The 25,404-nt window shown below is 46.9% G+C and carries 25 protein-coding genes; 20 read left to right on the top strand and 5 right to left on the bottom strand.

Going from position 1 to position 25,404, the window contains the following annotated elements; genetic code table 11:
• Positions 1-477 precede the first annotated feature (477 nt).
• Entirely contained in the window at positions 478-1,311 is an 834-nt protein-coding gene (locus QQ041_RS19750; RefSeq protein WP_048661255.1) for a hypothetical protein, read from the bottom strand.
• Positions 1,312-2,107: 796 nt separating this feature from the next.
• Here QQ041_RS19750 and QQ041_RS19745 point away from each other — a divergent pair.
• From QQ041_RS19745 to QQ041_RS19650, 20 genes are all read left to right on the top strand, one after another.
• Complete coding sequence (locus QQ041_RS19745; RefSeq protein ID WP_048661537.1) at positions 2,108-2,287, top strand: TraY domain-containing protein; 180 nt, start codon at positions 2,108-2,110, stop codon at positions 2,285-2,287.
• 345 nt (positions 2,288-2,632) lie between these two features.
• Entirely contained in the window at positions 2,633-2,998 is a 366-nt protein-coding gene (locus QQ041_RS19740; protein ID WP_048661538.1) for a hypothetical protein, read from the top strand.
• Positions 2,999-3,076: 78 nt separating this feature from the next.
• Entirely contained in the window at positions 3,077-3,364 is a 288-nt protein-coding gene (traA, locus tag QQ041_RS19735) for a type IV conjugative transfer system pilin TraA (protein ID WP_048661539.1), read from the top strand.
• A gap of 9 nt (positions 3,365-3,373) precedes the next feature.
• Positions 3,374-3,676: a type IV conjugative transfer system protein TraL gene (gene traL / locus QQ041_RS19730; RefSeq protein WP_048661540.1), complete on the top strand. Its 303-nt coding sequence runs from the start codon at positions 3,374-3,376 to the stop codon at positions 3,674-3,676.
• 14 nt (positions 3,677-3,690) lie between these two features.
• A complete protein-coding gene (gene traE / locus QQ041_RS19725; RefSeq protein ID WP_048662546.1) occupies positions 3,691-4,266 on the top strand; it encodes a type IV conjugative transfer system protein TraE in 576 nt (191 codons plus the stop codon).
• Positions 4,253-5,038: a type-F conjugative transfer system secretin TraK gene (traK, locus tag QQ041_RS19720; protein WP_080967332.1), complete on the top strand. Its 786-nt coding sequence runs from the start codon at positions 4,253-4,255 to the stop codon at positions 5,036-5,038. The genes traE and traK overlap by 14 nt, the downstream gene beginning before the upstream one ends.
• Positions 5,028-6,566, top strand: coding sequence for a TrbI/VirB10 family protein (locus QQ041_RS19715; protein WP_132785210.1), 1,539 nt, complete (start codon positions 5,028-5,030; stop codon positions 6,564-6,566). The genes traK and QQ041_RS19715 overlap by 11 nt, the downstream gene beginning before the upstream one ends.
• Before the next feature lie 2 nt (positions 6,567-6,568).
• Positions 6,569-6,964: a type IV conjugative transfer system lipoprotein TraV gene (traV, locus tag QQ041_RS19710; protein ID WP_171350078.1), complete on the top strand. Its 396-nt coding sequence runs from the start codon at positions 6,569-6,571 to the stop codon at positions 6,962-6,964.
• A 150-nt stretch (positions 6,965-7,114) separates the two neighbouring features.
• Positions 7,115-9,664, top strand: coding sequence for a type IV secretion system protein TraC (gene traC, locus QQ041_RS19705; protein ID WP_171350080.1), 2,550 nt, complete (start codon positions 7,115-7,117; stop codon positions 9,662-9,664).
• Entirely contained in the window at positions 9,615-10,346 is a 732-nt protein-coding gene (traW, locus tag QQ041_RS19700) for a type-F conjugative transfer system protein TraW (protein WP_080967333.1), read from the top strand. The genes traC and traW overlap by 50 nt, the downstream gene beginning before the upstream one ends.
• 159 nt (positions 10,347-10,505) lie before the next feature.
• Positions 10,506-11,516, top strand: coding sequence for a conjugal transfer pilus assembly protein TraU (traU, locus tag QQ041_RS19695; RefSeq protein ID WP_048661614.1), 1,011 nt, complete (start codon positions 10,506-10,508; stop codon positions 11,514-11,516).
• A gap of 253 nt (positions 11,517-11,769) precedes the next feature.
• Complete coding sequence (gene trbC / locus QQ041_RS19690) at positions 11,770-12,483, top strand: type-F conjugative transfer system pilin assembly protein TrbC (RefSeq protein WP_171762886.1); 714 nt, start codon at positions 11,770-11,772, stop codon at positions 12,481-12,483.
• A gap of 36 nt (positions 12,484-12,519) precedes the next feature.
• On the top strand, positions 12,520-14,247 hold the full coding sequence (gene traN / locus QQ041_RS19685) for a type-F conjugative transfer system mating-pair stabilization protein TraN (protein WP_171762885.1): 1,728 nt from the start codon (positions 12,520-12,522) through the stop codon (positions 14,245-14,247).
• 23 nt (positions 14,248-14,270) lie between these two features.
• Positions 14,271-15,056, top strand: coding sequence for a type-F conjugative transfer system pilin assembly protein TraF (gene traF, locus QQ041_RS19680; RefSeq protein ID WP_132974765.1), 786 nt, complete (start codon positions 14,271-14,273; stop codon positions 15,054-15,056).
• A gap of 75 nt (positions 15,057-15,131) precedes the next feature.
• The gene (gene trbB, locus QQ041_RS19675) at positions 15,132-15,545 is read left to right on the top strand and encodes a type-F conjugative transfer system pilin assembly thiol-disulfide isomerase TrbB (protein WP_048665083.1); all 414 of its coding nucleotides are present in this window, start codon (positions 15,132-15,134) and stop codon (positions 15,543-15,545) included.
• On the top strand, positions 15,542-16,948 hold the full coding sequence (locus QQ041_RS19670) for a conjugal transfer protein TraH (RefSeq protein WP_048661582.1): 1,407 nt from the start codon (positions 15,542-15,544) through the stop codon (positions 16,946-16,948). Before trbB ends, QQ041_RS19670 begins: the two co-directional genes overlap by 4 nt.
• A gap of 3 nt (positions 16,949-16,951) precedes the next feature.
• The gene (gene traG / locus QQ041_RS19665; RefSeq protein ID WP_285954882.1) at positions 16,952-19,765 is read left to right on the top strand and encodes a conjugal transfer mating-pair stabilization protein TraG; all 2,814 of its coding nucleotides are present in this window, start codon (positions 16,952-16,954) and stop codon (positions 19,763-19,765) included.
• Positions 19,766-19,848: 83 nt separating this feature from the next.
• The gene (locus tag QQ041_RS19660; RefSeq protein ID WP_285954881.1) at positions 19,849-20,385 is read left to right on the top strand and encodes a hypothetical protein; all 537 of its coding nucleotides are present in this window, start codon (positions 19,849-19,851) and stop codon (positions 20,383-20,385) included.
• 357 nt (positions 20,386-20,742) lie between these two features.
• A complete protein-coding gene (locus tag QQ041_RS19655; RefSeq protein WP_285954880.1) occupies positions 20,743-21,312 on the top strand; it encodes a GNAT family N-acetyltransferase in 570 nt (189 codons plus the stop codon).
• A gap of 12 nt (positions 21,313-21,324) precedes the next feature.
• Positions 21,325-22,113, top strand: a complete 789-nt coding sequence (locus QQ041_RS19650; RefSeq protein WP_285954879.1) for a DUF2971 domain-containing protein — start codon at positions 21,325-21,327, stop codon at positions 22,111-22,113.
• A 66-nt stretch (positions 22,114-22,179) separates the two neighbouring features.
• Here QQ041_RS19650 and QQ041_RS19645 read toward each other — a convergent pair whose 3' ends face one another.
• From QQ041_RS19645 to QQ041_RS19630, 4 genes are all read right to left on the bottom strand, one after another.
• A complete protein-coding gene (locus QQ041_RS19645) occupies positions 22,180-22,494 on the bottom strand; it encodes a regulator (protein WP_285954878.1) in 315 nt (104 codons plus the stop codon).
• A 421-nt stretch (positions 22,495-22,915) separates the two neighbouring features.
• On the bottom strand, positions 22,916-23,218 hold the full coding sequence (locus QQ041_RS19640; protein ID WP_285954877.1) for a type II toxin-antitoxin system RelE/ParE family toxin: 303 nt from the start codon (positions 23,216-23,218) through the stop codon (positions 22,916-22,918).
• Positions 23,190-23,426, bottom strand: coding sequence for a hypothetical protein (locus tag QQ041_RS19635; protein ID WP_285954876.1), 237 nt, complete (start codon positions 23,424-23,426; stop codon positions 23,190-23,192). The genes QQ041_RS19640 and QQ041_RS19635 overlap by 29 nt, the downstream gene beginning before the upstream one ends.
• A 510-nt stretch (positions 23,427-23,936) precedes the next feature.
• A complete protein-coding gene (locus tag QQ041_RS19630; RefSeq protein WP_285954875.1) occupies positions 23,937-25,142 on the bottom strand; it encodes a hypothetical protein in 1,206 nt (401 codons plus the stop codon).
• Positions 25,143-25,404: the final 262 nt, after the last annotated feature.

Here is a 25,404-nt window from a genome sequence, read left to right as displayed (position 1 = left end):
ATACTGCTCTTTTTATGCTGCCATATAGACAACACTAAAAACCCTAGCCCTACTAGGCTATACCATCCGGATGAAGGTGAACGTTAAGTGAGGAGATGATGAAAGGGGGCCACATGACTTAGCGTTAAATCGAAGAAGGTGCCTGTCGTATGACAAAAGAAAGTTTCCGCGTCGTTTTTTAGCTTGTCCTTAATTATTTATTTTTTTATTCATTTAACTATTTATCTTCATACGTAGTGTTCATAAGCGCCGCCCCTTATTGAGCACAATTTTAGCCGTTTTTTTTATCCTCCTTTTATTGCACTGCTTTTCTCATGAAAAATCGTGAATAGAAAAATCCTTTCCGAATAAGGCCAAGCGTGCAAGTTAACCCTAAACAACCCGGTGATTAAAACAAGAAAAATGAGAGATAAAGCAGGGTAGGATAAGGTTCAGACGTGCTGATCCCTCCGCTTTCGCGGAGACAAAAATATCCCTTTAATTAGGGGCTAGGTCGGGTTGATACTCACTAAAGAAGGCTGAGGTTGATTGAGCGTACGTGTTTAATGTTGACGCATTGAAGATCTCTTGTATCCCTGACGCGATCTTACGAAAAGACAGCCACTGAAAGCTCAGTCCTTTCTTTGTCTGACGCTTCCGTGTCGCGAGGATCAATTCGCTGATGTTGGCGTAACGCACGACTTTTAAGTCATTAAAGAAGCGAGGGGTAAACTGTTTGTATGCAGGTGCGCTGCGTATCGTCCCTTCGTCTTGGTCGACACACACATTGATCCGCTCACTGTGAAAATAGCTGGCACGCTTTAGATACTTCACCGCTTTCGCAAAGGACTTCGGCGAAATAAACTCCCCAAAGCGCAACGCATAATCTTCTTGAAGTTGATCGTAGCTGATGGTTTTCAATCCCGCTTCTGTGGGCAAACCGATGCGCCCTCCAATGAGGTCTGTGTTCGGCAGAATGCACGCTAATACTTTCGCAATTAAGGTGCGACACTGCACATTATTCACCGCTTCACCGCCCCATGCATTGAGTGACGGGAAACGATTGGGGTTGGTAATAAATTCTTCACACCCTTTTAAGATCCGCGCGTATTCTGGCGGTAGGGTTTCTACCTTACCGCTTCGGAGCAACCGGCGAGACTTAAATCCGATCTCAAAAGGCGTCTTAGGGTTTCGTGCGTTCTCTTCTTCAACGACACGTTGATACAATTCGATCAAATCCAGTTTCCGAGCCTTACGCTTACGGCGATACTCCGCATCGTAACTCGATTTATCGAGCGGGGGAGGGGAGGAGTCGTGTCCAGGCGTCTTCATAACATTCACCGTCCACGTTTAAAACACACAACGCTTCATCCCAAGGGATAAACAAGCGGTGTTATTGAGAATGTGGAGTCTACTGGGCGTTAGCCCAAGCGAAGGCTGAGTCAAGGTCATATTTTGAAGTCCAAGAGGTTTTTGGGGTGTTTGGATTGGCCGTCCAAACGGTGAAATTTCACGCTATCTCAACCGGGAAAAGAAATCAAATGCCGGTTTTTTAGACACAAAAAAGCCGACTACTCTTGGAAAGTCGGCTTTTTTGCGAGTGCTATATAGTCAGAGTACCACCTCTAACACACTCTAAATCCTAGAAAAAACACACAACATTGGGCACTACAGGTTAGTGAGCAATGTTGTGTGTTTTAACCTTATAGACCTCAGGCAATTATAGCGTGTCGTCACCTGATATTTCAATCTCGAAGTCTCAAAATGCTCTCTCGATGGTTAATTGTTAACATAATGTAAATAATGCGCAGATATGAAAAATCCATAAATAACAACAAGATAAAAAATAACCTTAGAAAAATTTATAGCACATTGAGGGGTGGGAATTAAAATAATTAATCTATTAATTATATAAAATTCAAACAAGCCCTCCGTTAAATATCATTTAATTTCTATTAAAATCAATAGTTTATTATTATGCGTATTATTTACATTATGTTAAATTCAAGAAATGATAAGTCAGTCACAAACCCAACAAAATTAGACGCCAGTGAGCGATTACATGACTCATTGATGTTTCGGTCTGAACGAGAGCGTTTCGGTTTTTTCTATTTAGGAAGACTTTTGTATGAATTTTAAATCAGAATGTATGGTTGAGAACAAGGAAGTCGGTATCGCTTTTAATCTTTCATCAAAGGCGAATAAAACGTTAACGCTCTCAGCGAAAAGAGCAGAGCGGGCCAAAAAGCGCGAAGGGAAACTTCGATTAGAAGATCACCTCAAACGTTTTCCTAATTGGTCGCTGTAACGAATCAGATTGCCGTCTGGGATTATTACCTCAGATGGCCTCGAAGGTGGGCTGCCTTCACTATTGCAAAAAGCGCCGCAGAGGGGCGCAGGCCTGCGTAATATGCCTAACAAATTCAGGAGCCCTCTCTGGGGCGACGTCCAAGGCTGTTTTTCTACTCAATTAAGCATGCTGGTTGAGTGGTGAAATAGAGTTACTTGGGAATACCAGACACCACATCCTTTGGATGTGCGCCTTCTACTACAAGAATGCTCAAGCCAGTTTGTAGCACGGCTCTTGAAAGAGAGCCCATCGTTTTGTTTTTTTTAAAAGAACAAAACAATGCCCTAACAAGGAGTGTGGACGATGCAAATTATCTACGGATATTGTCGTGAAGATGAGGCCGCGAGTTTATTAGGCCACTTTGTTGAACAAGGGGATTTTGTCAGCGTCAAAGAACTGGGAACGGTTGGGCGTGAACACATGGCGTTTGCCGCTTTGTTGCCTTTTACTGGGCACCTTGCATTTCCTTTCTGTTGGAAGGGTGTTCATTTGGTCGCGGTTCAAAAACAAGCTCAGTCAGTTAATCGTCTCACTCTCCCAACTTCAAATAATGCTTGTAAAAAACGTTATCGGAAGCTTAAGAACACCATCATTAGCGCTCAAAATTGGAAGCAACATGTGAGCCGTAATCGTGGTTTGAAGTACGCGAAGTCTTCGATGTTTTCTTAAGGATGTGGGAGGGAGCCCCCTTTCCCTCCATCCTGACCATGTACTTGATAATTTTATCACTCAATAAGGATACTTATTATGAAAACACGCACCCAGCGCACCCTCCTTGTCGGGCTTGGCGTTGCTGTTTCGACACTTCTTATCACTCAGCCTGCTCTGGCTGCCGATATCTTCGCGTCAGGTAAGCAAGCCATGAAAGACACGGCGGGCAAAGGCTCTGCGGTTGAAACCGCCATGCTGGGGACTGGGCTTGCAGGGGCGGTCGTCACTGGACTGATGAGCCGTAACTGGTTTGCGGCCGTTGGCGGGTTCATTGGTGGCTCAGTCTTGTGGAATGTTGGAGCGCCACTCGTCGGCTTAGGTTAAGGAGTCACAATGGAAGACCCTCATCAGTTTTTCTCTATCCCAAAACACATGAACAAAGGTCGCCGCTGGCTCGGGTTCCCTGTTGATGAACTCGTGCCTGCCCTCTGCATTTTTGGCCTCTCATTCTGGCTTAAACACGAAATGATAGGGCTGACGTTATCGCTGGCTTGGTTTGGGGGGTTGCGTTACATCAAATCACAATACGGCGATAATATCGTTACCCTGTCACTTTATTGGTGGGGCGCTTCTTTTGTCAGCCCCGCCCTCTTTAAGCGTACCCCCTCAGCCTGTCGTCGCTATTGGATTTTCTAAGGAGACCCTTCATCATGGACCCGTTTGTTAAACGGGATAAGCTGGCCGTCAAAAGTCTCCTCAATCTTTTTTTGAGTGCAGGCTTTCTTTTCATGCTTATCACTAACCTGGTGTTGGGTTACACCAGTTATCAAGCCCTTACCCATCAGAGCCGAACCCTAATCCCACCCACCCTCTCTCAAGCCTTTACGGTTTCGGATGGCACAGTCGATGAGCCTTATCTTGAGCAAATGGCGGATTATCTTCTCTACTTGAAACTCAACATTACGCCAGCCAGCGTTGGACGTCAGTTTGGTCAGTTACTTGAATATTTAGACGAGACAAGCTGGCACATCGTTCAACCTAAGTTGCTTCGAGAAGCCACGGTAATTAAAAAAGACAACATCAGCAGCCAATTTTCTGTCGAGTCTGTCCGTATTTCTCTCAACACTCTCCAAGTGCAACTCTATGGGAAACTCCAAAAGCACGTAGGCCAACGCGCCCTAGATCCGGAGATGAAGTGGTATCAAGTCAACTTTAGCTATGACCAAGGCGTCATAGGTTTACTCTCCATTGAAGAAGTCGAGGTCGACACCGATGAATCTTTATGAGCAATCATTCACCCCATCGCCGCAATGGCACCTTTATTTTTTGTCCATCGCGCTTTGGGTGGTCTTTTTCATCCCCTCTTTTGCCCTAGCTGAAAATGCCGCTATGGTGAGCTATGAGTTTGACGAAGGCGACACGATCCCCTTGTCACTCTCTTCCATTAACGTGAACCGTTTGCTGGTCAAAAATGACCGTATTATTTCGATCGTCTGCCCGAAAGGATTTTGTACCTCAACGGGCAACCAAAAAGACGCTTCCGGCTCTATCACCTTAAAAATTAACCTTCCCTTACCGTTTACCGCGCACCTGACGACAGAAAAAGGGCGATTGTTTGCTCTGTTTATTACCCCCAAAGCCACCCCGTCTTTGGTCACGGAGTTTGTTTGGTCGCAAAACTATAAAGAGCAGCAAAGCCCGACTGAGCAGGCGGCGGATTACCCCGCCGCCATGACAGCGCTCACCAAAGCCATGATGCGTTTTGTTCATGATGGCGCCCCCATCGCCGGCTTTAAACGTCACGACGTTGACCCCAAAACCTTACCCAAAGATGCAGCGTCACTGGCCATCATCCCTCAAACGGTCTTCGTTGGCCGTGATTACTCTGGGGTGGTTTATCAACTCAAAAATCAAAGCCGCAGTGACATGGCACTGACCACCGCACAGTTCTACAGCTATTCCGCACGCTCAGCCGCGCTCGATACCTATCAGTTAAAACCTGGGCAAACCACCACGCTCTATCTCATTACCGGAGGAGGCGCCACCCATGATCGATAAACCCAAAGACGCCTTTGACCGCTTTAAAAAACGCGTCTTCAAAGATACCGACGGTGACTTTGAAGACGGTGGCACGGTCAATGCCGTAACAAGAAAGCGCAATCGCACCATTACGTTCACGGTATTACTGGTGCTTGCCGCCCTGGCTTTTGCTGTTTGGCGGTTAACATTGCCTCCCCAAGAGCAAAGCAAGGACATTCAAGACGTCGGATTTGGTGCTGTCGTCACCGATGATTTTACCGACAAAGACAACCAGTCCGCCCTGACGTTTCAACAAGATAAAATCAACCAAATCGAGCAAAGCTTAGCGCGGTTCGAAGGCACCTTAAGTCGCTTTGGACAAAGCTTAACCTCTGAGTTGGAGAATATTAAAAAAGCCAATGAGCGCGATAAAGCATCGCAATTGACGGAGCTTGAGCAGCAGATGCAACAAAAGCTCGATGAAGTTGACGCGCTCAAGGTCCAACTTGAGACGCAATTAGCCTCAGCCCTCAATGCAGGCGATCCTTCGAATCAACATAGCGTAGAGATCCATCAGGGAAGCACTTTTGGCCAATACAAACTGCCCCCAAGACCTGCCATTAATAGCAACATAGATACCGCCAAGGTGAATGAGTTCCAGTACCAAGAGCAAGATGATGTGGCCTTTAGCGGGGATGCCTTTGATAGTTTTGAATTTCACTGGCAAGCCAGTGTAGAGGAGAGACAATCCCGTCGCACGACCGATAACTACGTGCCAACAGGCACCTTTGTGACCGCCGTGATCACCGGCGGCGCAGACGCTAATGGGGGCGTCTCTGGACAAGGGGATACCTCACCGATTGTCTTTCAGACCGTCAATCAGGGGATTTTACCCAACGGTGAGCAATCCAAATTAAAGAATTGCACGATCACCGGTGCCGTTTACGGCGAAATCTCATCCAGTCGCGGCGTCGCTCGCACCAATAGAATGAGCTGCATCCACCCTAATGGCGATATTCTCGATATCCCCGTCAATGCGACCGTGTTTAACTTTGGGCGCAATGGTATTCGCGGTACCACCATTATGAAAAACGGTAAAATCGTTCAAATGGCCGGCATTGCGGGGATCTTGCAAGGTGTCGGTGATGCGGGTAAAGCCCTGGCACAAACCACGACACCGACGGCGCTCGGACCAAGTCAAAGCATCAACAGCGATAAAATTGGGTTGAATCTGCTTGGCGGCGCCACGGAAAGCGTTGGCAGCAAATTGGCGGACTACTACATCAAACTGGCCGAGCTCTATCATCCGATAGTGGAAGTCAATCCTGGTGCCATCGTCAATATTGTCTTTTTGGAAGGCTTTCCATTAGATCCCCTATTGGCCGATGAATACGAAACCCGTATTAATGAGCAGCGTGAGCAAGTCTCCAACAGCAACCAGCTCTTGGATGTCATCACCAACGTTCCCTCTCTTCCACAAACCACTCAAACTGCCCCCATCAACCCATTAGCGCAAAAAATAACCCAACAAGGGTTAAGCGACGTGGGCTTTGGGCGTGAGGAATAACCATGAATAGGCATTCTTTGTTCTCACTATCGATACTCTTAGGTCTGACCGGTTGCAGCGCGGGCTTTGAGAGCGAATACAGTTGCGATAAGGTCGGCGGCGTTTCAGGGTGTGTCACCATGAACGAGGTTCGAGACAACCTATACGGTTATACCGGAGACAGTGGAAATGCCACCGTCTCTCCTCAATCTCGTCTCGCCCCACCTACTGTCTTTACCTTACTGCCAAGGCGTAGCCGAGATGGTGAGCCTGAGCGAAGCCAAGAACACGTTAAAAAACTCACCGTCTTCCCTTTCATAGACAAAGACAATCACTACATCGATACGATGGATGTTTACTTTGTCTTAGACGATAGCCGTTGGTCTGGGCGCCCTGCGCGCGCGATTTGGAAAGATTGATTAGGAAAAAAAGAAACGAAGCTTAAACATCATTTTTATCATGGGCGCGCGACATTCAGTCTCAGACTTCTCTCAATTAGGGGGTAATCCATCAAGCGATCCAAGATTGTGTCACGCCCCCTAACATTAAAATAGAAAAAGGGATCCCCCATGTTTTCCTCCTCACGCAGTGGCTTATCCGCCTTATTTCAAGAGGCCAAGCAAGCCCAAAACCACCTTCACCATGAACTGCCGTATCGAGACTACGATCCCATTGAGCAGGTGTTCGACAATACTCACTCTCGCGGTTTTGGTTTTAAAATCAGTCTCCTTGGGGGCGCTAACGACGATTTAATTCAGTCGTTAAGCCACCTTATGGGGGATTTACCCGCAGGGGATAAATGGGATTATCAAGTGCAGCTTTTTGGTCACAACCGAGTGGCGCACTATCTCGAAGGGAACCAAGCCCTTCTCAGTCAGCGGGGCGGTATCTGTCAGAAAATGGCCAACGATGACGCCATTTACGCCCACTACGCGGCGCAACACGGGTTTCTACATAGGCAAAAAAACAATCGCTTTGATTTGCGCGACTACGACGCATTCTTTTTTGTCTCCACCACGGAAAAAGACCCACAAGAGCTGCTTGATGCGAGAATGACTCTAGAAACGGGGCTGGCGCAGCTTGGTTTTGATTTACTGCCCGTCACGCCTGAGGGACTGTTGACCAGCGTCGGTGATACCTTAAACTTTGATAAACGCCAAGACAGACCCAATGAAAAAAGCTACAACCCATTAGAACCTTTGAACCTGCAAGCGTTATCTCCCGATACCGAAGCGTTAACCCATCGTGGTCATATCGCCACCCGTCATACCAATGACCAAGGGGAAGAGGTACGCACACGCCTTGTTCATTTAGGGCTTTCTCGATTGCCTGGTGATTATCGCTTGTACGCTTTACCAGAAGCCTTTTCTTCAATCCGTAATGTGTCGCGTAACATCACTTGCCCTCATCGCGTTACCTTGAGTTTTCGCAATGAGCCAACCGGTAAGCAAAATGCGGATAACGATAACAAGATAAAAGACTTAACCAAGACGGTGAACAGCCAAATGGCGATACTCGCGCCCATGGCTGAAGATGAACTCAAAGAGCGCAAAGCCTTGCAAAAAGGGTTGTTGTCTAAAGAGTTCACCATTGCATCTATGGTGCTCACGGTCTCGCTGATGACCGATAAAGCCCACCAGAAAAAAGACACCCAAGCGGCGAAGGAGTCATTTAGCCATGCTGGCCTTGACATCATTCCACTGAAAATGAATCAGCCACAAGCGCTGCTCTCCACGTTGCCTTTTATGATGAGTGAAGGATTATGGGGCGATTGTAAAAAAGCGGGGCGCGTTCGTACCTTAAAGAGCTCTAACCTGGTGAATTTCTTTCCGCTCATCATGGACTTTAGCCAGCTCAAAGGTGGCGTATTGCTGCCCACTATGCGCCAACAAATTTCGTTCTTTAACCCTTTCACCTGTGGCAGTGATAACCAAAACATCGCCCTGACGGGAGGCTCAGGCGCAGGGAAAAGCTTCCTAGTCCAAGAAATCGCTGAAACGGTTTACGCCATGGGCGGTAAAGTGTGGATCCTCGATAAAGGAGCCAGCTATAAAAAGCTGACCCTGAGCCTTGGGGGGACCTACATGACCCACGCCAACATCTTCTTAAACCCGTTCACGCATTTAGGCGCCATGCAAAGTGCTGAGTTTGAGTTTGTGGATGATGACGGCAGACCTGTCGATCCCATGATGGAAGCGCTCGATAATATCACGGCGTTGTTTGCCACCATCGCGTCACCCTACGTACCACTGACGGCGTTTCAACAAAGCGTCTTAGGCGATGCGATAGTGACGGCATGGGAGCGTAAAGGTCATCAAGTCTTGGTGGATGATGTCAGAGACGCCTTGATTGAGATTGCTGGAGAAGAAAGCGACCGACGCATTAAAGACATAGCGGTGCAACTGAAAAAGTTCTGCACAGATGGCATGTACAAAGACGTGTTCAACAAGCCATCCATGCTCGACCCCAATGTGGAAATCACCACGCTTGAACTCGATGGGTTCCCGCCTGCTGTGCTCAGACCCGTGATTTTTGCTCTCATGGTGTCGATTAACCAGCAGATGTACCTGGCTGGATCTCGCTCTACCCCAAAGCTGTGCATCATTGAAGAGGCCTGGAGCCTCCTCTCTGGGGCAAACGAGCAAGCGAGGGAGTTCATCAACACCGGTTATCGCACCGCCCGTAAGTTCGGCGGCGCTTTTTGTACGGTGACTCAAGGGATTGAAGACTTCTTTAGTAACGAGGAAGCCAAAGCCTGCTACAACAACTCAGACATTCACATCATTCTTCGTCAAGGGGAAGGGTTTGATAAGTATCTGCTCCAAAACCCGGATGCCTTCTCACCGTTTGAGCAGCGCATCATTAAAAGCTTCGCCCCGTCTGTTGAAGCAGGATACAGCAGCGCGCGCATCAAAGCGGGTGGCCATGTCACCTATCACCGCTTTTTCGCCTCTCCGGTGAAACGCGCCATGTTCTCAACCGAGCCTAAGGAGTTTGAGTATTGTGAAAATCTTTATAAACAAGGCCAATCACTGGAGCGCGCCATTGAGCAAACCTCCAGGCACTTTTATGGCAAAGACATTGACGCCTTTAATCAAGCCATTGGGGCAAGCACTTAGTTTGCTGCCTTTTATCCTCGCAGCAGGCATGGCCACTTTTAACGCTCACGGGAAAGCGCTGGGGCAAGTCGCCCCGGTCTTCCCTATCGGTGAAATCGACATGCTGGAATGGATACACCAAAGACTGAAAGGGTTTGAGGCCAGTGGTCAATTGGCGGACATGCAAAACGAGTTCACTGAGCGCGCCCTGCAAAGCATTGAAAACCCGCCGCCGGTTGCAGGCTTAACCACCACAACCGATCCCCGCACCTTTTATGTAGATCCAAGCATCACTCTCCCTAAAGACATCATCGCCCCCACCACGGGGGCCGTGATTGCCAAAGCGGGCACCAGAGTGAACCCCTTTGATAGCCGCACTTGGCCAAAGGTAGACGGTCAAGACGTTTTGCCTCTATTTGAGCTCAGTAAGGTACTGGTCTTTTTTGATGCCAGAGACGCGCAGCAACGAAGGTTCGCCAGCGAGTATCAAAACGCCAAGCCAATCAAGTGGGTGCTGACGGGAGGCAGCCCGAATAAAATGGCGACCTTACTTGATGCAAGAATGTATTTTGCGCAGCAAGGCCACTTAACCCAATCGCTTAACATCACTCACGTCCCGGCCATTGCCTATCAAGATGGCACGCGCTGGCGCATCGATGAAGTGAACGTATCGGGTTTGCAGCCCTTGGAAGTAGAGCAATGATAATGAAATGGCCTTAGAAGTGCGCGCCTCCCCTTGATCATGCTTCCAATATCACTTCTTTTTCTATTAACCAAGCTCGCTTTTGGCTGCGATAATGTGGCGAAGCCTGTTGTCGAGACAAAAGGAGTCCCACGCTCTGCGTGGAAAAAGGACCCCACCATGACTCAACGACACTTGCGTTTACTGTTGTGCTGCCTATTGGTTTTTATTGCCCCATCAACCCTAGCAGCCAGTGCGGCGTGTAAAAGCCGTTTTATTAACCCCATTACCGATATTTGTTGGGATTGTTTGTTCCCGATGACAATAGGCTCATCCACAGTCATGCCGTCCAAATATCCAGATACCAATAACCCCACAATGCCTATCTCTTATTGCCCGAAACCGCCGCCTATCTTTGTGCAAATCGGCATCAACATTGGCTATTGGGAGCCTTATGCCTTAACCGATATCACGCGCGTCCCTTATTGTATGGTGAACATGGGCGTGCAAATGTCAGGCGCCAACACTCAGCGTATCGGTGGTCGCGTGACCGCTCGTGACAGTGACAGCAGTGACGGAGGTTTTTATCACGCCCATTGGTATAAGTACCCCATCATTTATTGGCTACAACTGATGCAATCCACCGCCTGCATGGCCACAGATGTGTTTGATGTTGCCTACATGACGGAAATTGACCCACTTTGGGACGACGATGAGTTATCACTCATTCTCAATCCCGAAGCGTTACTGTTTGGTAACCTAGTGGCTCAGCTTGCGTGCGTGCCCGAAGCCATGTTGACCTCCACTAACACGGCCTTACCTATTGATGCGTTATTTTGGTGTTTAGGCTCACAGGGCAGTGCCTATCCGCTTACTGGCACCACCAACTATCGAGACACGCCCATCCAGGCGGCGACACTCTTGATGCAAAAGCTTAACTACAAACTGCATCGACAAGGGATCATCTGGGAGACGCGCGGCGAAGATGGCGCGATTTGTTATCAATATCCCGATCCTATTTTGCCAAAATCTCGTTATCGGTATCAAATGTCGGGCCCTATTCCCGATGCCGCCTGGTGTCACCCGTACACCACCACGACCACGCTCTGGGAAGCCGGCCATGACAATCCGGTCACAGGGGATAACTTTGGTTTTGTACAATGGCGAAAGCGCAACTGTGTCTTTTTATAAGGTGAAGCGATGATGCCCAGACCTACCCACAAAAATGAGACTGACCTATTCATTGCCAGTCACCCTGACTCCCTTACCGATTTTTTAAAAATAGATCTCGCCAACCACAAGCACATTTACTGCTGTTTCCCGCTCTCGCAGTTTTGCTTCTCGTTTTGTCGCGATCTCAATGCTCGTCAGGGGCAGTCAATCAGCTGCCAAAACGCTCACACCCTCTACCCACCCTTTCAGCGGCCATAATGAAGAGTTTACTATGACCATTCCATCTTTTGAGAGCACCTTTAGGCGCTCTCTTGTTTTTCTGTGTTTTTTTATCGCGTTACCCACCCAAGCTTACACGGAGCAAGAGCTCAAAGCTTTTGCCAAGCTTGAGCAAAAAATGACTCAACAACCGGAGGCGGCGAAGGCGTGGCCTACGGACGACATACAAAATAAAGCCCAGGCTTATCGAGAAGAAGCGCTGACTCTCAGCCGCAAGGTTCAAGAGTTGATAAAAGAAGAGACTCTTTCCCCCTTGCTAGGAAGACAAAAGCCCACGCGCCACCCTGACCAAGCCCCAAAAGGGGTGATGGTGTTTGTGTCACTCACCATGCCCAAGACCGCGCTCAAGCAGCTTCTGATGCAAAGTGAACACTTAGGCGTGCCACTGGTGATACGCGGTGTCTTACCCGAAGGTTTTCCGGCCACGGTCAAGCGGATCGAGGCCTTGATACGCTCACCCAATAAGGCGCCCATTCAAAGCGGCTTTTCCATCAGCCCCGATTGGTTTAAGCAATTTGATATTCACCACGTACCGGCCTTTGTTTCGGTTAAAAAAAACCGCTGCTTACCTAAGCAGCCTTGTAAAACCAGTGACTACGACATCCTTTACGGCAACATTTCACTTTACCAAGCTCTGGATTACCTCGCTGCCGGGGATGCGCAGCAAAACATTCACCCGCTGCTGCGCACGCTCTATTCCCAATAACCCTCTCTCGCCCCAATTTTTGATGAGGTGCTCTATATGCGCATTGACCTTTGGACTGCGCTCACGCTCAGTCTTTTATCCACTATCTCGCTTGCCAGCGAACAGCACACCTTTACCGAGAGCGCTCATTGGGCGAAACAAACGGCAAGCCAAGCTCTCACGCCTCATGCCCTCCCGCTCAATGTCGATGACTATTGCAAAGACGCCACGTGTCGAAAAGAGATCCGCAGTCCAAAAGAATCCACACTGTCAGACAGTGAGATCAATGCACAAAAAGGGACAGAGTTTGTGACCAATGAACTGGCTCAAGACATCAACGCGAACTTCAATAAAGGTCGACCCGATGTTAAATACGACCCGGCGATGCGCTTTGCCTTACTTGGCCAAGAGAATGCTTTTGAAATCACTCATGGCATCTCAAATGCCTATGTGGATTGTGATAGCGGCTCCCAGTGCCTTATCGAACACATTCCTAAACAGTGTCATCGTCCAACGAATAACAATGTGCCTTGTACAAAAGTTCCCGTTGCCTCCGTGAGCACCGGTGAGGTGAGCTACCGCTGTCCATCCGGTTGGACACAACAAGGGAGGGATTGCCAACGCCCCCTCCCACAATGCCGATACAATAATGACAATTACGTAAGGCAATCAGGGACTAGAAGAGGTTTTTCGGGATTAGAAACCACGTATTTTTGGGATGGAAAGATAGTCTCTCCCAACCAAGGCTACACGCTTGGCGAGTTAATACATACCATCAACTTAAACTGGCAATGGAGCGCATACTGGCATAAACGCTACCAGATTTGTCGACCCACCACACAAACGAAAAAAGCCACCTTGAGCTGCTCAAACGGATTCTCTTTATCCGGGGGGAACTGCATCAAGAACAATATGACCTGGCGAACACAATGCAGCCTGATGAACTCGTGCAAGGTCACTAGCCAGCAATGTCTTGAAGGCCGAGCCACACGCTCGGTGAATGGCATTCCCACCACGCTCAACTGTTGGAAATATCAGGTTAACCATCGTTGTGACCGCCCTGACACCTGCGCGGACCTCCCGAAAGACTGTACGACTCAAACTCGACATTGCAGCCTGAAGCAAAATGGGGTGTGCGTCGAGCAAGAGGTCACAAAGAGCTGTGCTGAGAAGACATGCCGAGCCACTGACCTGCAATGTGGTGAGCACTCCTTCTGTCTTGACGGAGAGTGCTATGTGCCCGAGCCCAAACTTAACGGCAACTTTGACAAGTCCGTCGCCGCGCTAGCGGGGCTTGCCGAAGCCGTGAAAGACATCGGAGACCCACCCAAAATATTCACGGGTAAGCCGATGAAGTGCAATAAGAAACTCGCGGGTTTTAACGATTGTTGTAAAGACTCAGGATGGGGGCAAGGATTGGGAGCGAAATGCAGCGAAGCGGAAGAAGCGCTGGGGAAAGCCAAAGAGAAAGGCTTAACCCTGTACGTGGGGCAATACTGCGCCAAGAAAGTGCTGGGTGTCTGCACACGTAAAAAGCGCAGTTACTGCGTTTACGACAACAAGCTGGCCAAAATCATTCAAGAGCAAGGCTCTATTCAGCAACTGGGTAAACGGTTAGGCAGTGCAAAAAATCCCACCTGCGCCGCCATTACTCCCGAAGAACTGGGTCAAATCAACTTTGAGCACATTGATTTTAAAGAGTTCTACCCAGAAATGCGAGCCAACACCAACCTCCCCAACTTTGATGAAATCAAGAAACGACTTCAAAGTGCCACGGGCGGATAACCACCTCGACTGAACCAAGGTCTATGATGATGAAAAATCCACTGCTTTGCGTCATTACCCTAACGCTGCTTGCCCACCTCCCACCCACTCTGGCTCATGAAACCCCTCTAGGGTGGCGATGGTACAACGAGCCTAAGGCAAGGCCCGACAAACCCAAACCTAAGCCGCTACCAAGCAACACGCAAACCACAGTATCAAGCCCTAAAACCCTATCGGCCACCGAACAGATGGACTGGTTTCACTCTGTGCATATTGAGGCGCAAAACGACGCGGTCATTCATCCCAAAGATAAAGACAAGCTCGCGAAGTTTTTAGCGTTAAATCATTTTATCACGGACCAAACCGACCAATTGGGCATGACCTTTAAAGCGCTGCTGCTCGAAAGACCGGAGTTTTCTTACACCAAAGACCATCCGACCGAGCAAGCAGCAAGACAGGTGTATTTAGAGTTAGAGGAGAAGAAGAAAACCGCGGCGGTTGAAAATATGAAGCAAGACGGATGGGGCTTTTTCTTTGTCTATGACGGGGAAGATACACTGAGCCAGCAACTCGCCCCATCCATTCAAGCGTTTGCTGACCGATACCATTTTGAGCTCCTTGGGATCAGTAATGACGGAACCTTCATCACTCACCTCAAAGAAAACCGCCACAATCAAGGCAAAGTCTCGGTGCCTTTTACGCCCGCCTTAATTTTGGTGCAGCCAAGCACTGGAGAGATGAAGCCACTGGCGTACGGCTGGATAAGCCAAAATGATTTAATTGGACGCTTTTACAACGTCGCCACCAATTTTGAGCAATCGGATTTTTAAAGCAACTTCGTCCATGCCGCTCTCTTAAAGGATGTTCACTCTCTTTTATTTCTTCCTAAAACGTCAGGAGGCGCTATGCCATTTCTTCGTACCCTTGTGCTGGCTTTTTTGATTCATGCAACCACCGCACATGCTGCTATGCAAAACCAATATGCCCTGGTGTTCTTTTTTGAAAGCACCTGCCCGTACTGCCATAAGACAGCTCCTAAAATCACTCGCCTTGGCGAACGATTTCAATTACCGGTTTACGCCTTCTCTGTTGATGGTCCAGGCATTCTAGGGTTTGAGGTCCCTATTCCTGTCACACCAGAGATAGGCAAAACCTTTTTTCCAGGCCAGAGGAAAACGGTCATGCCTGCGACCTTTTTAATGAACGTCAACAGCCGTAAATTCTCACGTCTGAGCATTGGAGACGTCCCAGAAAGCACGCTGGCTCATAGCATTCAGAACGCCCTTAACGATCCGCGTGTGCAGGAGGCGCTGCAATGAAGCGATCACTTTTCCACCACTTATCCACCGTTTCGGTGCATAAGCGAGTTATTCCTTTCGTTCTTATCAGCTTATCAAGCGCTAGCCACGCCGACACCAACCACTCACTGGCGCGTTTTTTTGATAACTCAGGGTATAACGCCAACGTCTCAAACCCAACGGCTTACCAAGGGCAGTCGGCCAACTACTACACCGGTGGCAGTTTGTTTGTGCGTAATCAAATTGTCGATGCACAATTGGTCAGCGTCACGGTCCCTTCAATCAGTACGGGATGCTCTGGCATTGATATGTTTATGGGAGGATTTTCACACATCAGCTCAGACCAACTGGTGAAACTGGGCAAAGCGATTATTCATAATGCTCCTCCTTTTATTGTCAATTTAGCCCTGCAAACCTGGGCGCCGCAGCTCAAACAAAACCTGGATAATCTCCAAGCCAGGCTCGACAAATATCTCAATCAATCGGTGAACTCTTGTGAAGCCGCGCAAGCGTCCATCGGTGGACTGGCAGCCTTTGCTTTGCCCGCCACCAAAAAGCACGTCTGCGCGGCCCTCGGCACACAAAACAATGCCTTCTCGGATTGGGTGCAAGGTCAGCAGGAATGTGGCGCAGGAGGCAAAGCGGCCGGTCAATTAGCGAACGCCAAAAAGGATCCAGCGCTAAAAGATATGACCCAAACTCATCACAACGTGGTCTGGTCTGCGATCATGAATAACGCTTTTTTGTCCTCCGACAAAAATCTAGCGCAATTTATGATGAGCTTGTCAGGCACTTACGTGTACGACAAAGACGGCAACCCGCGTTACTACCCTAGCCTTTTGACCGACAACAACAATCTGGTCAATGTCTTGCTCGAAGGGGGCAAGTCTGACGTTTATCAGTGTCGCAAAACAGCCCCTGATGCGTGCATTACCATTACCAAGCGCAATAACCTCTCCATCACTCAAGCCAACGGGATTCAAAACCAGATACGCAAACAACTGGACTCGATACTGCAAAAGATAGCCACCGACCAAAGACTCACGCGTCAACAAGAGGGCTTTCTGGAGCTGATTCAAACGCCGGTACTCAAGTTCTTTATTGACGACTTATCCGCCAAGCAACCCCCCGATACCAGCAACTACTCGCGAATGATAGCGGTGGAGCTGCTTAATCAGTACCTCGTGAGCATGTTAAATGTTGCCAGCCAATCCTTAGCCAACACCAACAACAGCCAGGATGACATCGCCCTCATCACTCGTGATATCGATAACGCCAAACGCTTTACCGCGGGGCTTGCCGATAAAGCCATTGAAGCGCTCAACAAACGCAATCAACTGATTGATTCGCAGAGAAAAACCGCGCTGCAAAGCACAAATGAAATCAGCACGACCACCAAACCTGCGCAAGCTTATGGGAACTGACCTATGATACTCGAATATTACACTTACACTTCCGGCGAAGTGGTCAACAAAGCCTTTAATGCGCTGGCCACTTTTTTTAGAACCAATACCTTTGGGGATTACTTACAGATGTGCATGATGCTGGGGCTTGTTACCAGTTTGTTTATCTTCATGCTGTCACGGAATCCCAAAGACCTCATCAAATGGATGGTGGTGTTCTTTGCTGTGCCCCTGTTTCTAATCAATATGAAAGCCGACATGCTTATCATCGATAAGACGGAACCGGGTAAGGCTTACAAGGTGGATAATGTCCCTTACCTCGTTGCCGTGCCTACTTACTTTTTCTCTTCTATCATGGTGGGGATGGCCGAAGGCGTGGAAGGCATTTTCACCACCTCTGACGATGAGCGTTATGGTCGGACTGGGATGCTGTTTGGCTCTGAGCTTTATCAGCTCTCAAGACAATCCAGGATCAATGAGTTGGCGCTACAAAAGCTCTGGCGAGACTACTTTCATAACTGCATGATTGGGGATGTGAGAATCAACGGGAAATACACCTGGGATGAACTCTTTGCCGCGCCTGATATTTTTGCCTTTCTAGACGGCGTTAGGCAAAGCCCACTGCGCGCCCTTTTTCTTGATGAAGGAGGCGGTCAAAGCACCTACAAGCGGTGCGAAGAAGCCTACCCTATCATCAAGCAGCGCTTTAATGATGCCGCAGATAAAAACATGAGTTTGTTAGCGCATCAATTGCTCGGCAAAGACGCGGACCGTTATAAACCCCAAGTGGTGCAATCGTTGCAGCGCAGCTACAACAAATTTTTTGCCATCAGTACCAGCGCGTCCAACACCATCAAACAAAATATGTTGATGAACGAGCTGCGCTATAACCTTGATAGCCTAGACCCAACGCAAGCCGCGCTCAATTACGCCTATACCACCAACAAACTGCAAACCACCTCGATGTGGGCGTCATTGGGCTTAATGGCGAGAGAATACTTGCCGATGCTCCATACGATGATGTTTATGTTGTTCGCGTGTTTGGGCTTCTTTGTTGCCGGGGCGGCAGTCATTCCTGGCTTAACCATGATGGTGCTCAAAAACTATTTTGGCACGTTTGCCTTTTTGGCCACTTGGCCAGCCTTGTTTGCCATCATCAACGGCTTTCAGCTTTGGGGGCTGGAGTCTCTGTCTACGGATGTCTCGGGGAAGTTCGGAGGGCTGGTGCTCTCCAACGCGAATACCGCGGATGAGCTTCACAGTCGCTTCGCCTGGATGACCGGTATCTTGATGGTAGCCGTCCCTATGATAGCCAAAGGGATTTTAAAAGGCGGTCAAGAAGTCCTGTCGAGCATGAACTATCAGCTATCGAGCATGATTAACTCGACCAATGCTAGAGCCAGTGCTGCGGCTTCCACGGGTAATCTGGATTTTGGCAGTATGCAGATTGACAACCACAGCATGAACAACACGCATGCCAATAAGTTTGATACAAATACCCTAACCAACCAGGGCCACACCTACACCCAAAACCCAGACGGCTCGGTGACCACACAACACGGAGATGGGCGCACCACCTACGACAGCTCACAAACCACCAGTCGCGGCAACATCAGCGCCAACACGCAAAGCATGCTGCAAGAGAGTGTGGCGAATGCCCGTAGTCACACAGCGCAAAACCTAGAGCAAAATAGCACCCAACTGGGTCAAACTATCCAAGGAGGCGCCGCGCTGAGCGACCGCTGGCATGACAGTGTGAGTAAAAACCTGGCTTACGGTGAAGGCAGCACCAGTGGCTTTAACACTCAAGTCAGTCAAGGCATGAATGACATGCAAACGGCAGTGAACAGCGTGAGTCAACAAACGGGTTGGACGAAAGACCAATCACAAGCTTACCTGCAAAGTGTCTATGGCGGCTTCGAGGGCGGCGTAGGCACAGGCAAAGGGGCATCGCCATTCAATTTAGGCGCCAGTGGCGGCGTGAAATGGTCTGATGATGAACGTACGGCTTACAGCAAGATGAATACCGAGCAAAAGCAGCAGCTTGAGCAAGCCACGAAACAATACACCGAAGGGGCCAATGCCGTGACCAGTGCCGGCACGCAGGTGGATAATAAAGACACACGAACGTCGGTTGAGCAGTTTGCGCATGATTTTGCGATTAACGCCAGCAACACCAAATCTCTTGGTGCTAGCGTGATGCAAAGCCAATCGGACTTGAACGCCCTATCGAATACTCAAACGCGCTTAGACTCTGGCAGTGCCAGCTTTACGGCCAACGCGATTCAAGGCTTCCAGAATTACTTGGAAACGACAGCGAAGTTAAAACAACCAGACGTCCAACGCCTAATGACCGCCCATCAACCGGAAGATATTGCCGATGCTAAAAAGTCTTGGCAAGAATTCACTCGCACTGAAGCGTTCGCCACCATGGCGGGGCTCGATGGTGATGCGGCAAAAATTGTGGGCAAAATGAACCAAGCGCACCAAGCCACCACACCGACAGGGCCACTTACCCTCTCACCGGAGCAAAACAACACGATGGAGAAAGAATGGGGTAGTACCGTCGATACCGTGGCTGCTACCCGCACGGCTATGCTGCACAACAATGAAACGGGCGGACTGTTTAATCAAGAGCGCTTTGATGGTGTAACCGATGAAGTGAGGTATCAACAAGAGGAGGCGCAGAAACCCATCAGCAAACCTGAGCCGATGATTAAACTGACCATCGCGTCGCAAGTCGAAGAGGAGGTCACTCCACCCGAAAGGACGGAATACGTCACCTCCGACCAAGCCTATCCATCAGCGCCAAGATACACAAAAAAACCGAAAGCATAATATTGATCTCGGTGCATAAAATAGAACTTTATGCACCACCTAGGTGCTGGTATTATGAACAGGGTTCTAAAGGGAGAGTGACCATGAAAACTGTCTTACCATTACTGCTACTTACCTGTGCGAGCGTGCAAGCTCAACCCCGCTCTCCTGAGCTCACTCAACTGCTGAGCGAGATACACGAGCAGTACGAGCTCGCGGTAATAAATAAAAGACCATATTCCCAAGACCTGCCAGACATCACCAAACTGCCCTACTTCTTGCAGCACATTGATGAAACAGACACTGTGGGATCCATACGTTTAAACGCCTACCTACAAGGTTTGCATACTGCGTATTTTGACAATGCCTATAATCAAAAACGACTAGGGGGGGGCAGCTGGTTCTGTATGCGCGACACGATGGCGCTCGACCCAAGACGTCACCCAGAGTTTATTGTAGATCTCATCTGGAAGGTGTTAGAGAAAACGGCCAAAATCGATCCAGAAGGTTTTAGACAAGGAAATTATGCAGCAGCTTTTAGTGTAGACACTGCAACTGTCATTAACTACGGCTTACAAACCGAATACCCTTGCTACAGCCCTATTCCTAAATCGTTACAATTTAACGGTTGGAAATATTAATCTCGGCACAGCTATTTCTAGAACGAAGTGGCCCATTGTTGGATAGACTTTTTACTCCTGCACATCCTGTTCATAAGCTTTTGCCCTACTAATAGTTATCAATTCTTCCAATGCTGTTAGCTGTTAATCCCCGAGATGTATCACGGGGTAAATTCGACCTAACTATCAGCACTCACACAACCCTGCTCTAGTTGCAAGCTTGCGCGCTAGTTATTGGCTTTGAACTATGCAAAATAGTTTGATTTAATCATCGAGCTTATGTTGATATATCACTGTTTATAAATAAAATTTCCAGTAAAATCGTTGCAACAAAGTACTAGACAGAAAAATTCTGTATTTAAATATTGGGATGTAGTGATGGAAATAAAACCGGAGTTTTTCTTGGATGAAATCTTCAAAATTGAAGCTGAGGGAATGCTCAGTGATATCATGCTATCAACAGTAATGGTTTCTTTGGCATTTGATTTTGATGAACAAAAGCAAAAAGTAGCATTAGATTATATTTCCGATGTTTTGAGGGAGTGCTATAACGCCGGACATTTAAAAGTTGCGGTGCAGCATGAAGGTGAAACTATGTACGGATTTGCTTTATTGTTTATTCACCCTCAACATCCAGCTGCTTATCTACACAAAATATTTGTTCATGAACCTTATAGAAATCATGGGTTAGGCACAAATATCTTAAAAAATCTAACAGATTCAGTGAGTAGTGTCAGCTTGGTATGCTCTGATAGTAAAGTTGCTTTCTACGAAAATAATGGCTTCCGTTATGTTCAGCCTTTTCAAATGCCAGAAAATGATCAGTTTCAATTGTCTAGAGGTTTATATTCTGGATTGTCAGTAATGACTTCCTCCGAGGACACTATGGAGGCTCCAATATTTTTCCTTAATGACAATGATCTCAGAACTATCGCTGGGTTGGAGTAACAAGCATTGATCTTGTACAAATATGTTTCATTGGATGCAGCTAAAGCTATCATATCAAATTCATCCCTTGGATTTAGCTCAATAAAGAGCTTGAATGACCCCTTTGAAGGCTCTTATTTTGGTTTTCGTGAAACACCAAATATACCGTTTGAACTTTCGGTTGGAGCAGTAAGGAACAAACTAGAGGCGAACTACGCTTTACTTTCTCTCACTCGGCAACCTCACAACGCCTTGATGTGGGCACATTATGGAGCATCACATTCTGGCGTAGTAATTGGAATAGACGTTGAAAAAGCGGGGTTCACTGACCTAGAAACTAACGTGATTCCGGTTCAGTATGGTGAAGTGATTTATACATCAACAAAACCTCATAACATGTTTGAACTTCTATCTAGTAGTGAACTGATGGCGGTAGGAAAAGGTGCTAAATTTGAAAGCAGTACCTACAACCTATTGAAGCGAGCTTTTTTGTATAAGTCGTTAGAGTGGGCGTATGAGGAAGAGGTTCGAGTAGTCAAAGACATATCATCTACTCCATATAGGTCTAAAACTAGATATGGTGGGTTCGAGAACTCTTCTGGAACATGGAATAAAATTCCACTTAACCAAAGAGCTCTCTATTGCTTGGATGTTCCTCGAAATTCAGTTGTTAGTGTTCATATTGGTGAAAAATCAAAACTCTCATCTGACATTCTGGAAAACTGGGAGCTTCAAGGCCTAAAAGTTTATCAGTGTCATGCTGATTTAAGATCATGGGACATAATTTCTAGCTGTAAAAAATCAGGTCAACAAAGCATTTAAGGTATAAACCCAACGCTTGGCATGTTTGTTCCATAGTTGGGTTTCTTTGTTTATGACGCTTAAGGTCTAAACGATTTTCTTAATGTTTGCTATTGCCCTAGCAAGGCCAAGTAAATGTGTTGACGTTTTTATTTCTAATTCCGATTGAATCCCCAATAGCGCAATCCCTGCCAATATTTGCTGCGGCCTCACTACTTGACCAGTCGGCAACTCCATTCTGTCGTATAACATTTTGAACTGTACCCAATCTTCACTAATGCTTAGTTCCCAACCTGTGACAGTTCTCACAGATTTAAAACACAGTTCAGCGACCTCTTCCTTTGTCATTTGGCACTCTAACTCTCGAAAAATGTAATTCTTACTCATTTCGCGATACTTCAATGATAAAACCTCTAAATACAAGAGGTTGCACTACATTTATAAGATATGCACCATTAAACATAATCAGACAAAGTGCGCACTGTAAGAAGGCGTGCTAATTGGCAAATCTGCCTCATAAAAGTTATCTATGAATCGCTAATATTAAATTTCTGAAACACATTTATGTCAGTTCCTTCATAGTTAGCACTTGTAACTCAGAAGTGCCCCATTATTGGTTAGACCTTTTACTCATTCACACCCTGTTCATGGGTTTTTACCATACTAAAACTTATCCACTCTTCTCATGCTGTTAATCCCCGTGATGTTTCACGGGGGGTAGATTCCACCTTTCCTTCAGCGTTAGCTAACCTTAAGTTTTTTTTCGATCAGTTTGTAGGTGTTTGAGGGGCACAAAAAAGCCTCGCGCTTGGCGAGGCTTTGGTTATCTAAATGTTCTGGATGCATCTCGATAAAAGTTTTCATGACTGCCCAACGCCATTAAGGTCAGGACTAACGTCCCGTCTTCATCGTAGTTGTACCCAAGCAAGGTGAGCTGCTTGTTCATCTTAAACTTGTGCACCCTAAGAAAAGACAAATCGCCTTTCTTCATCACGCCAATAAAAGGGTTTTCTATAACCTCTTTCACTGCTTTATCTAGATCTTGTTTCTGGTTTTTGTGTAGCTTTTTTACGGTCTTGGCAAATGTCGTAGTTTGCTCAATCTTTGATACTTTCGCTAAATTCATAAGAGGTCGTATTCCCGTGCTCTAATTCGGCTTTAGCGATGATTGCCTGCAGTACGAACTCGTAGGTTAAGTCAGGGTTATCCTCCATGATCTTGCCTATTTTCGCCCAATGCTCAATTTGCTTGGGGGTCGTTCGATTTAAAGCTGTTCCAATGGTTGCAGCTCTATCTACTAGGCTCTCATCAAGTCTAACGCTTGTAGTAGCCATATGTATTACCTTGGTCGATGGTCATTTGTTTGTTGATGCCAATTGTAGCGCATTGCATCATATGTGGCAACTTGCAACAAAAGCCCTGCTAGTGGGCTTTTTCACTTCTCATAAGTGACTAATGAACTTAGCCTCTAAGGTCGTGCTCTTCTGATGTATCCCCCATACCTGAGATAATGCATCATTTACTAAATTAGAAAAAGCTTCTGTCCAACCTTGAGCTGGCTGACATAGTTAGCTCAATTCTGCCCCATTGTTGGTTAGAGTTCGAGATCGTAAATATCGTGTTTATATATATTAACCCTATAAGAGGTAATCCGACCGAGTCTACCCTTCAGAATTTCTCAGATATGCAGTATCGACCATAGGGATATTTAAAACTTTTGAGTTAATTTTATGCGGTGAAGAAAGGCGTTACGATATATGGAGTACTTTTGGTACTTTAGCTGAGAATTCATGCCGCCTAGCATGTTCAAATGGCAAGGCGGCAATAGACTTTTGAACGAAATGTTAGTTCGCTTCGACGCCATTGATGAATTTCTTCCCAAGTGATTGCTTGATCGTTGTGGTGTAGTTACCTGACTCTTCTTCGTTCCACAGTCTGTCCAATGCGTTTTGGTTGATTTCAAGTAATTTAACTAGCTTTGGTGTGATAGTGACATTGAAGTCAACTTTAAGGGACTTCTCAAATGCCTCTTCTGATTCTCGGTTAGTTAAGCCTTTATAATTTTTAGGCATTATTTCAATTTCTCCATCGGAACTTGAGTCATTAACGAAGATGTTGATATTCTCGAATTTGATCCCATTACCTATTATGGATTTAAAAGCAGCCTCAATTGTTTCCTCTGTAGGATTTCTTTCAATCAAACCGATGAAGCTATTAAGCTCTTGAGTATTAACTCCTTTAATCTCACCACTTAAGCCAAGTTTGTTCGATAGTTGGGTAATGTTTGGAGATTGAAGATCTAGTGAGTCAACTTTCCAATCAAGCTTCAGGCTCGTATTGTCTTCAATTGTAATTGCTGAATGAAACTTCGCGTCTTTGAAGCTAAATCCACCAGATCGATCGTTGAAACCTCCATCATTTGCAATTATTTCAGTATTATGGGTGTCATTGGTGATATTTGACTTAAGCTCAATGCCGTTTATATAGGCTTGTTCTCTTCTTTCAGAGATTCTAATTCCGTCAATTTTTGTGGATGTAGTGAAGGCTTCTTTATTGCCTTTAAACAGAATCTCAACATCGCCAAGTTTGAAGTTGCTTGAGCGGCCTGTATTGATTTCTCCGAGTGAGAAGTTGCTTTGTAGATCTAAAGACTGATTGCTGGTATCGAATGTGTATTTTATGCTTTCATTTAAGCTTGCTATCTCTCTGATTAACGTTGAGGTAAGTCCTTTATCCTTCGGGAGACTAAAATTACCTTCAACGCTAAGTCCGAATGGCGCAACCGTTGCTGTGTGGCTTAGGTAGATTGGTTCAGGAAGTCTTTTTGAACCATTGTTTATGTAGATAGCGAAATTCTGCTTGATATTGTTATTGTTGATTTCCGTATCGATCAGTTGGGCATCAATGAATTGGTTTTTTAGTCCAATTAGTGAGCTTTCAACTTCACTGGTCACAGTTTCTGCTGCATTCTTAATCAACATGTTATTGGCAACGAAGGCACCACCACCGATGATCGCTGTACAGCTGATTGCAATTAAAGTTTTTTTCATCTTTGCCTCTGATAAATATAGGAATCAATTAGTTATGCTATTTTATATGAATTCAGTTGCTTTCACACCATAAACCAATCCTTCCTATTAGCGCTCAACAATTACTTTGTTATACCTGTAGTTATTCATTAAATACTAATTTAGAAAAGTCACTGACACGGAATTGTCCGTGCGACGTGAAGTCGCATGAAGCGCTGTTCACCGCGATAAGAGTGAACCGTTTGTATCACCAGACGACCCTAAGGCTCTGAATAAAGCAGCG

Source organism: Vibrio sp. TMPB1044, from assembly GCF_030442075.1.
In the GTDB taxonomy this organism is placed as follows: Bacteria; Pseudomonadota; Gammaproteobacteria; order Enterobacterales; family Vibrionaceae; genus Vibrio; species Vibrio satsumensis.
Note: the sequence above shows the minus strand (reverse complement) of the source record. Positions and strands in the feature narration are given on the sequence as shown.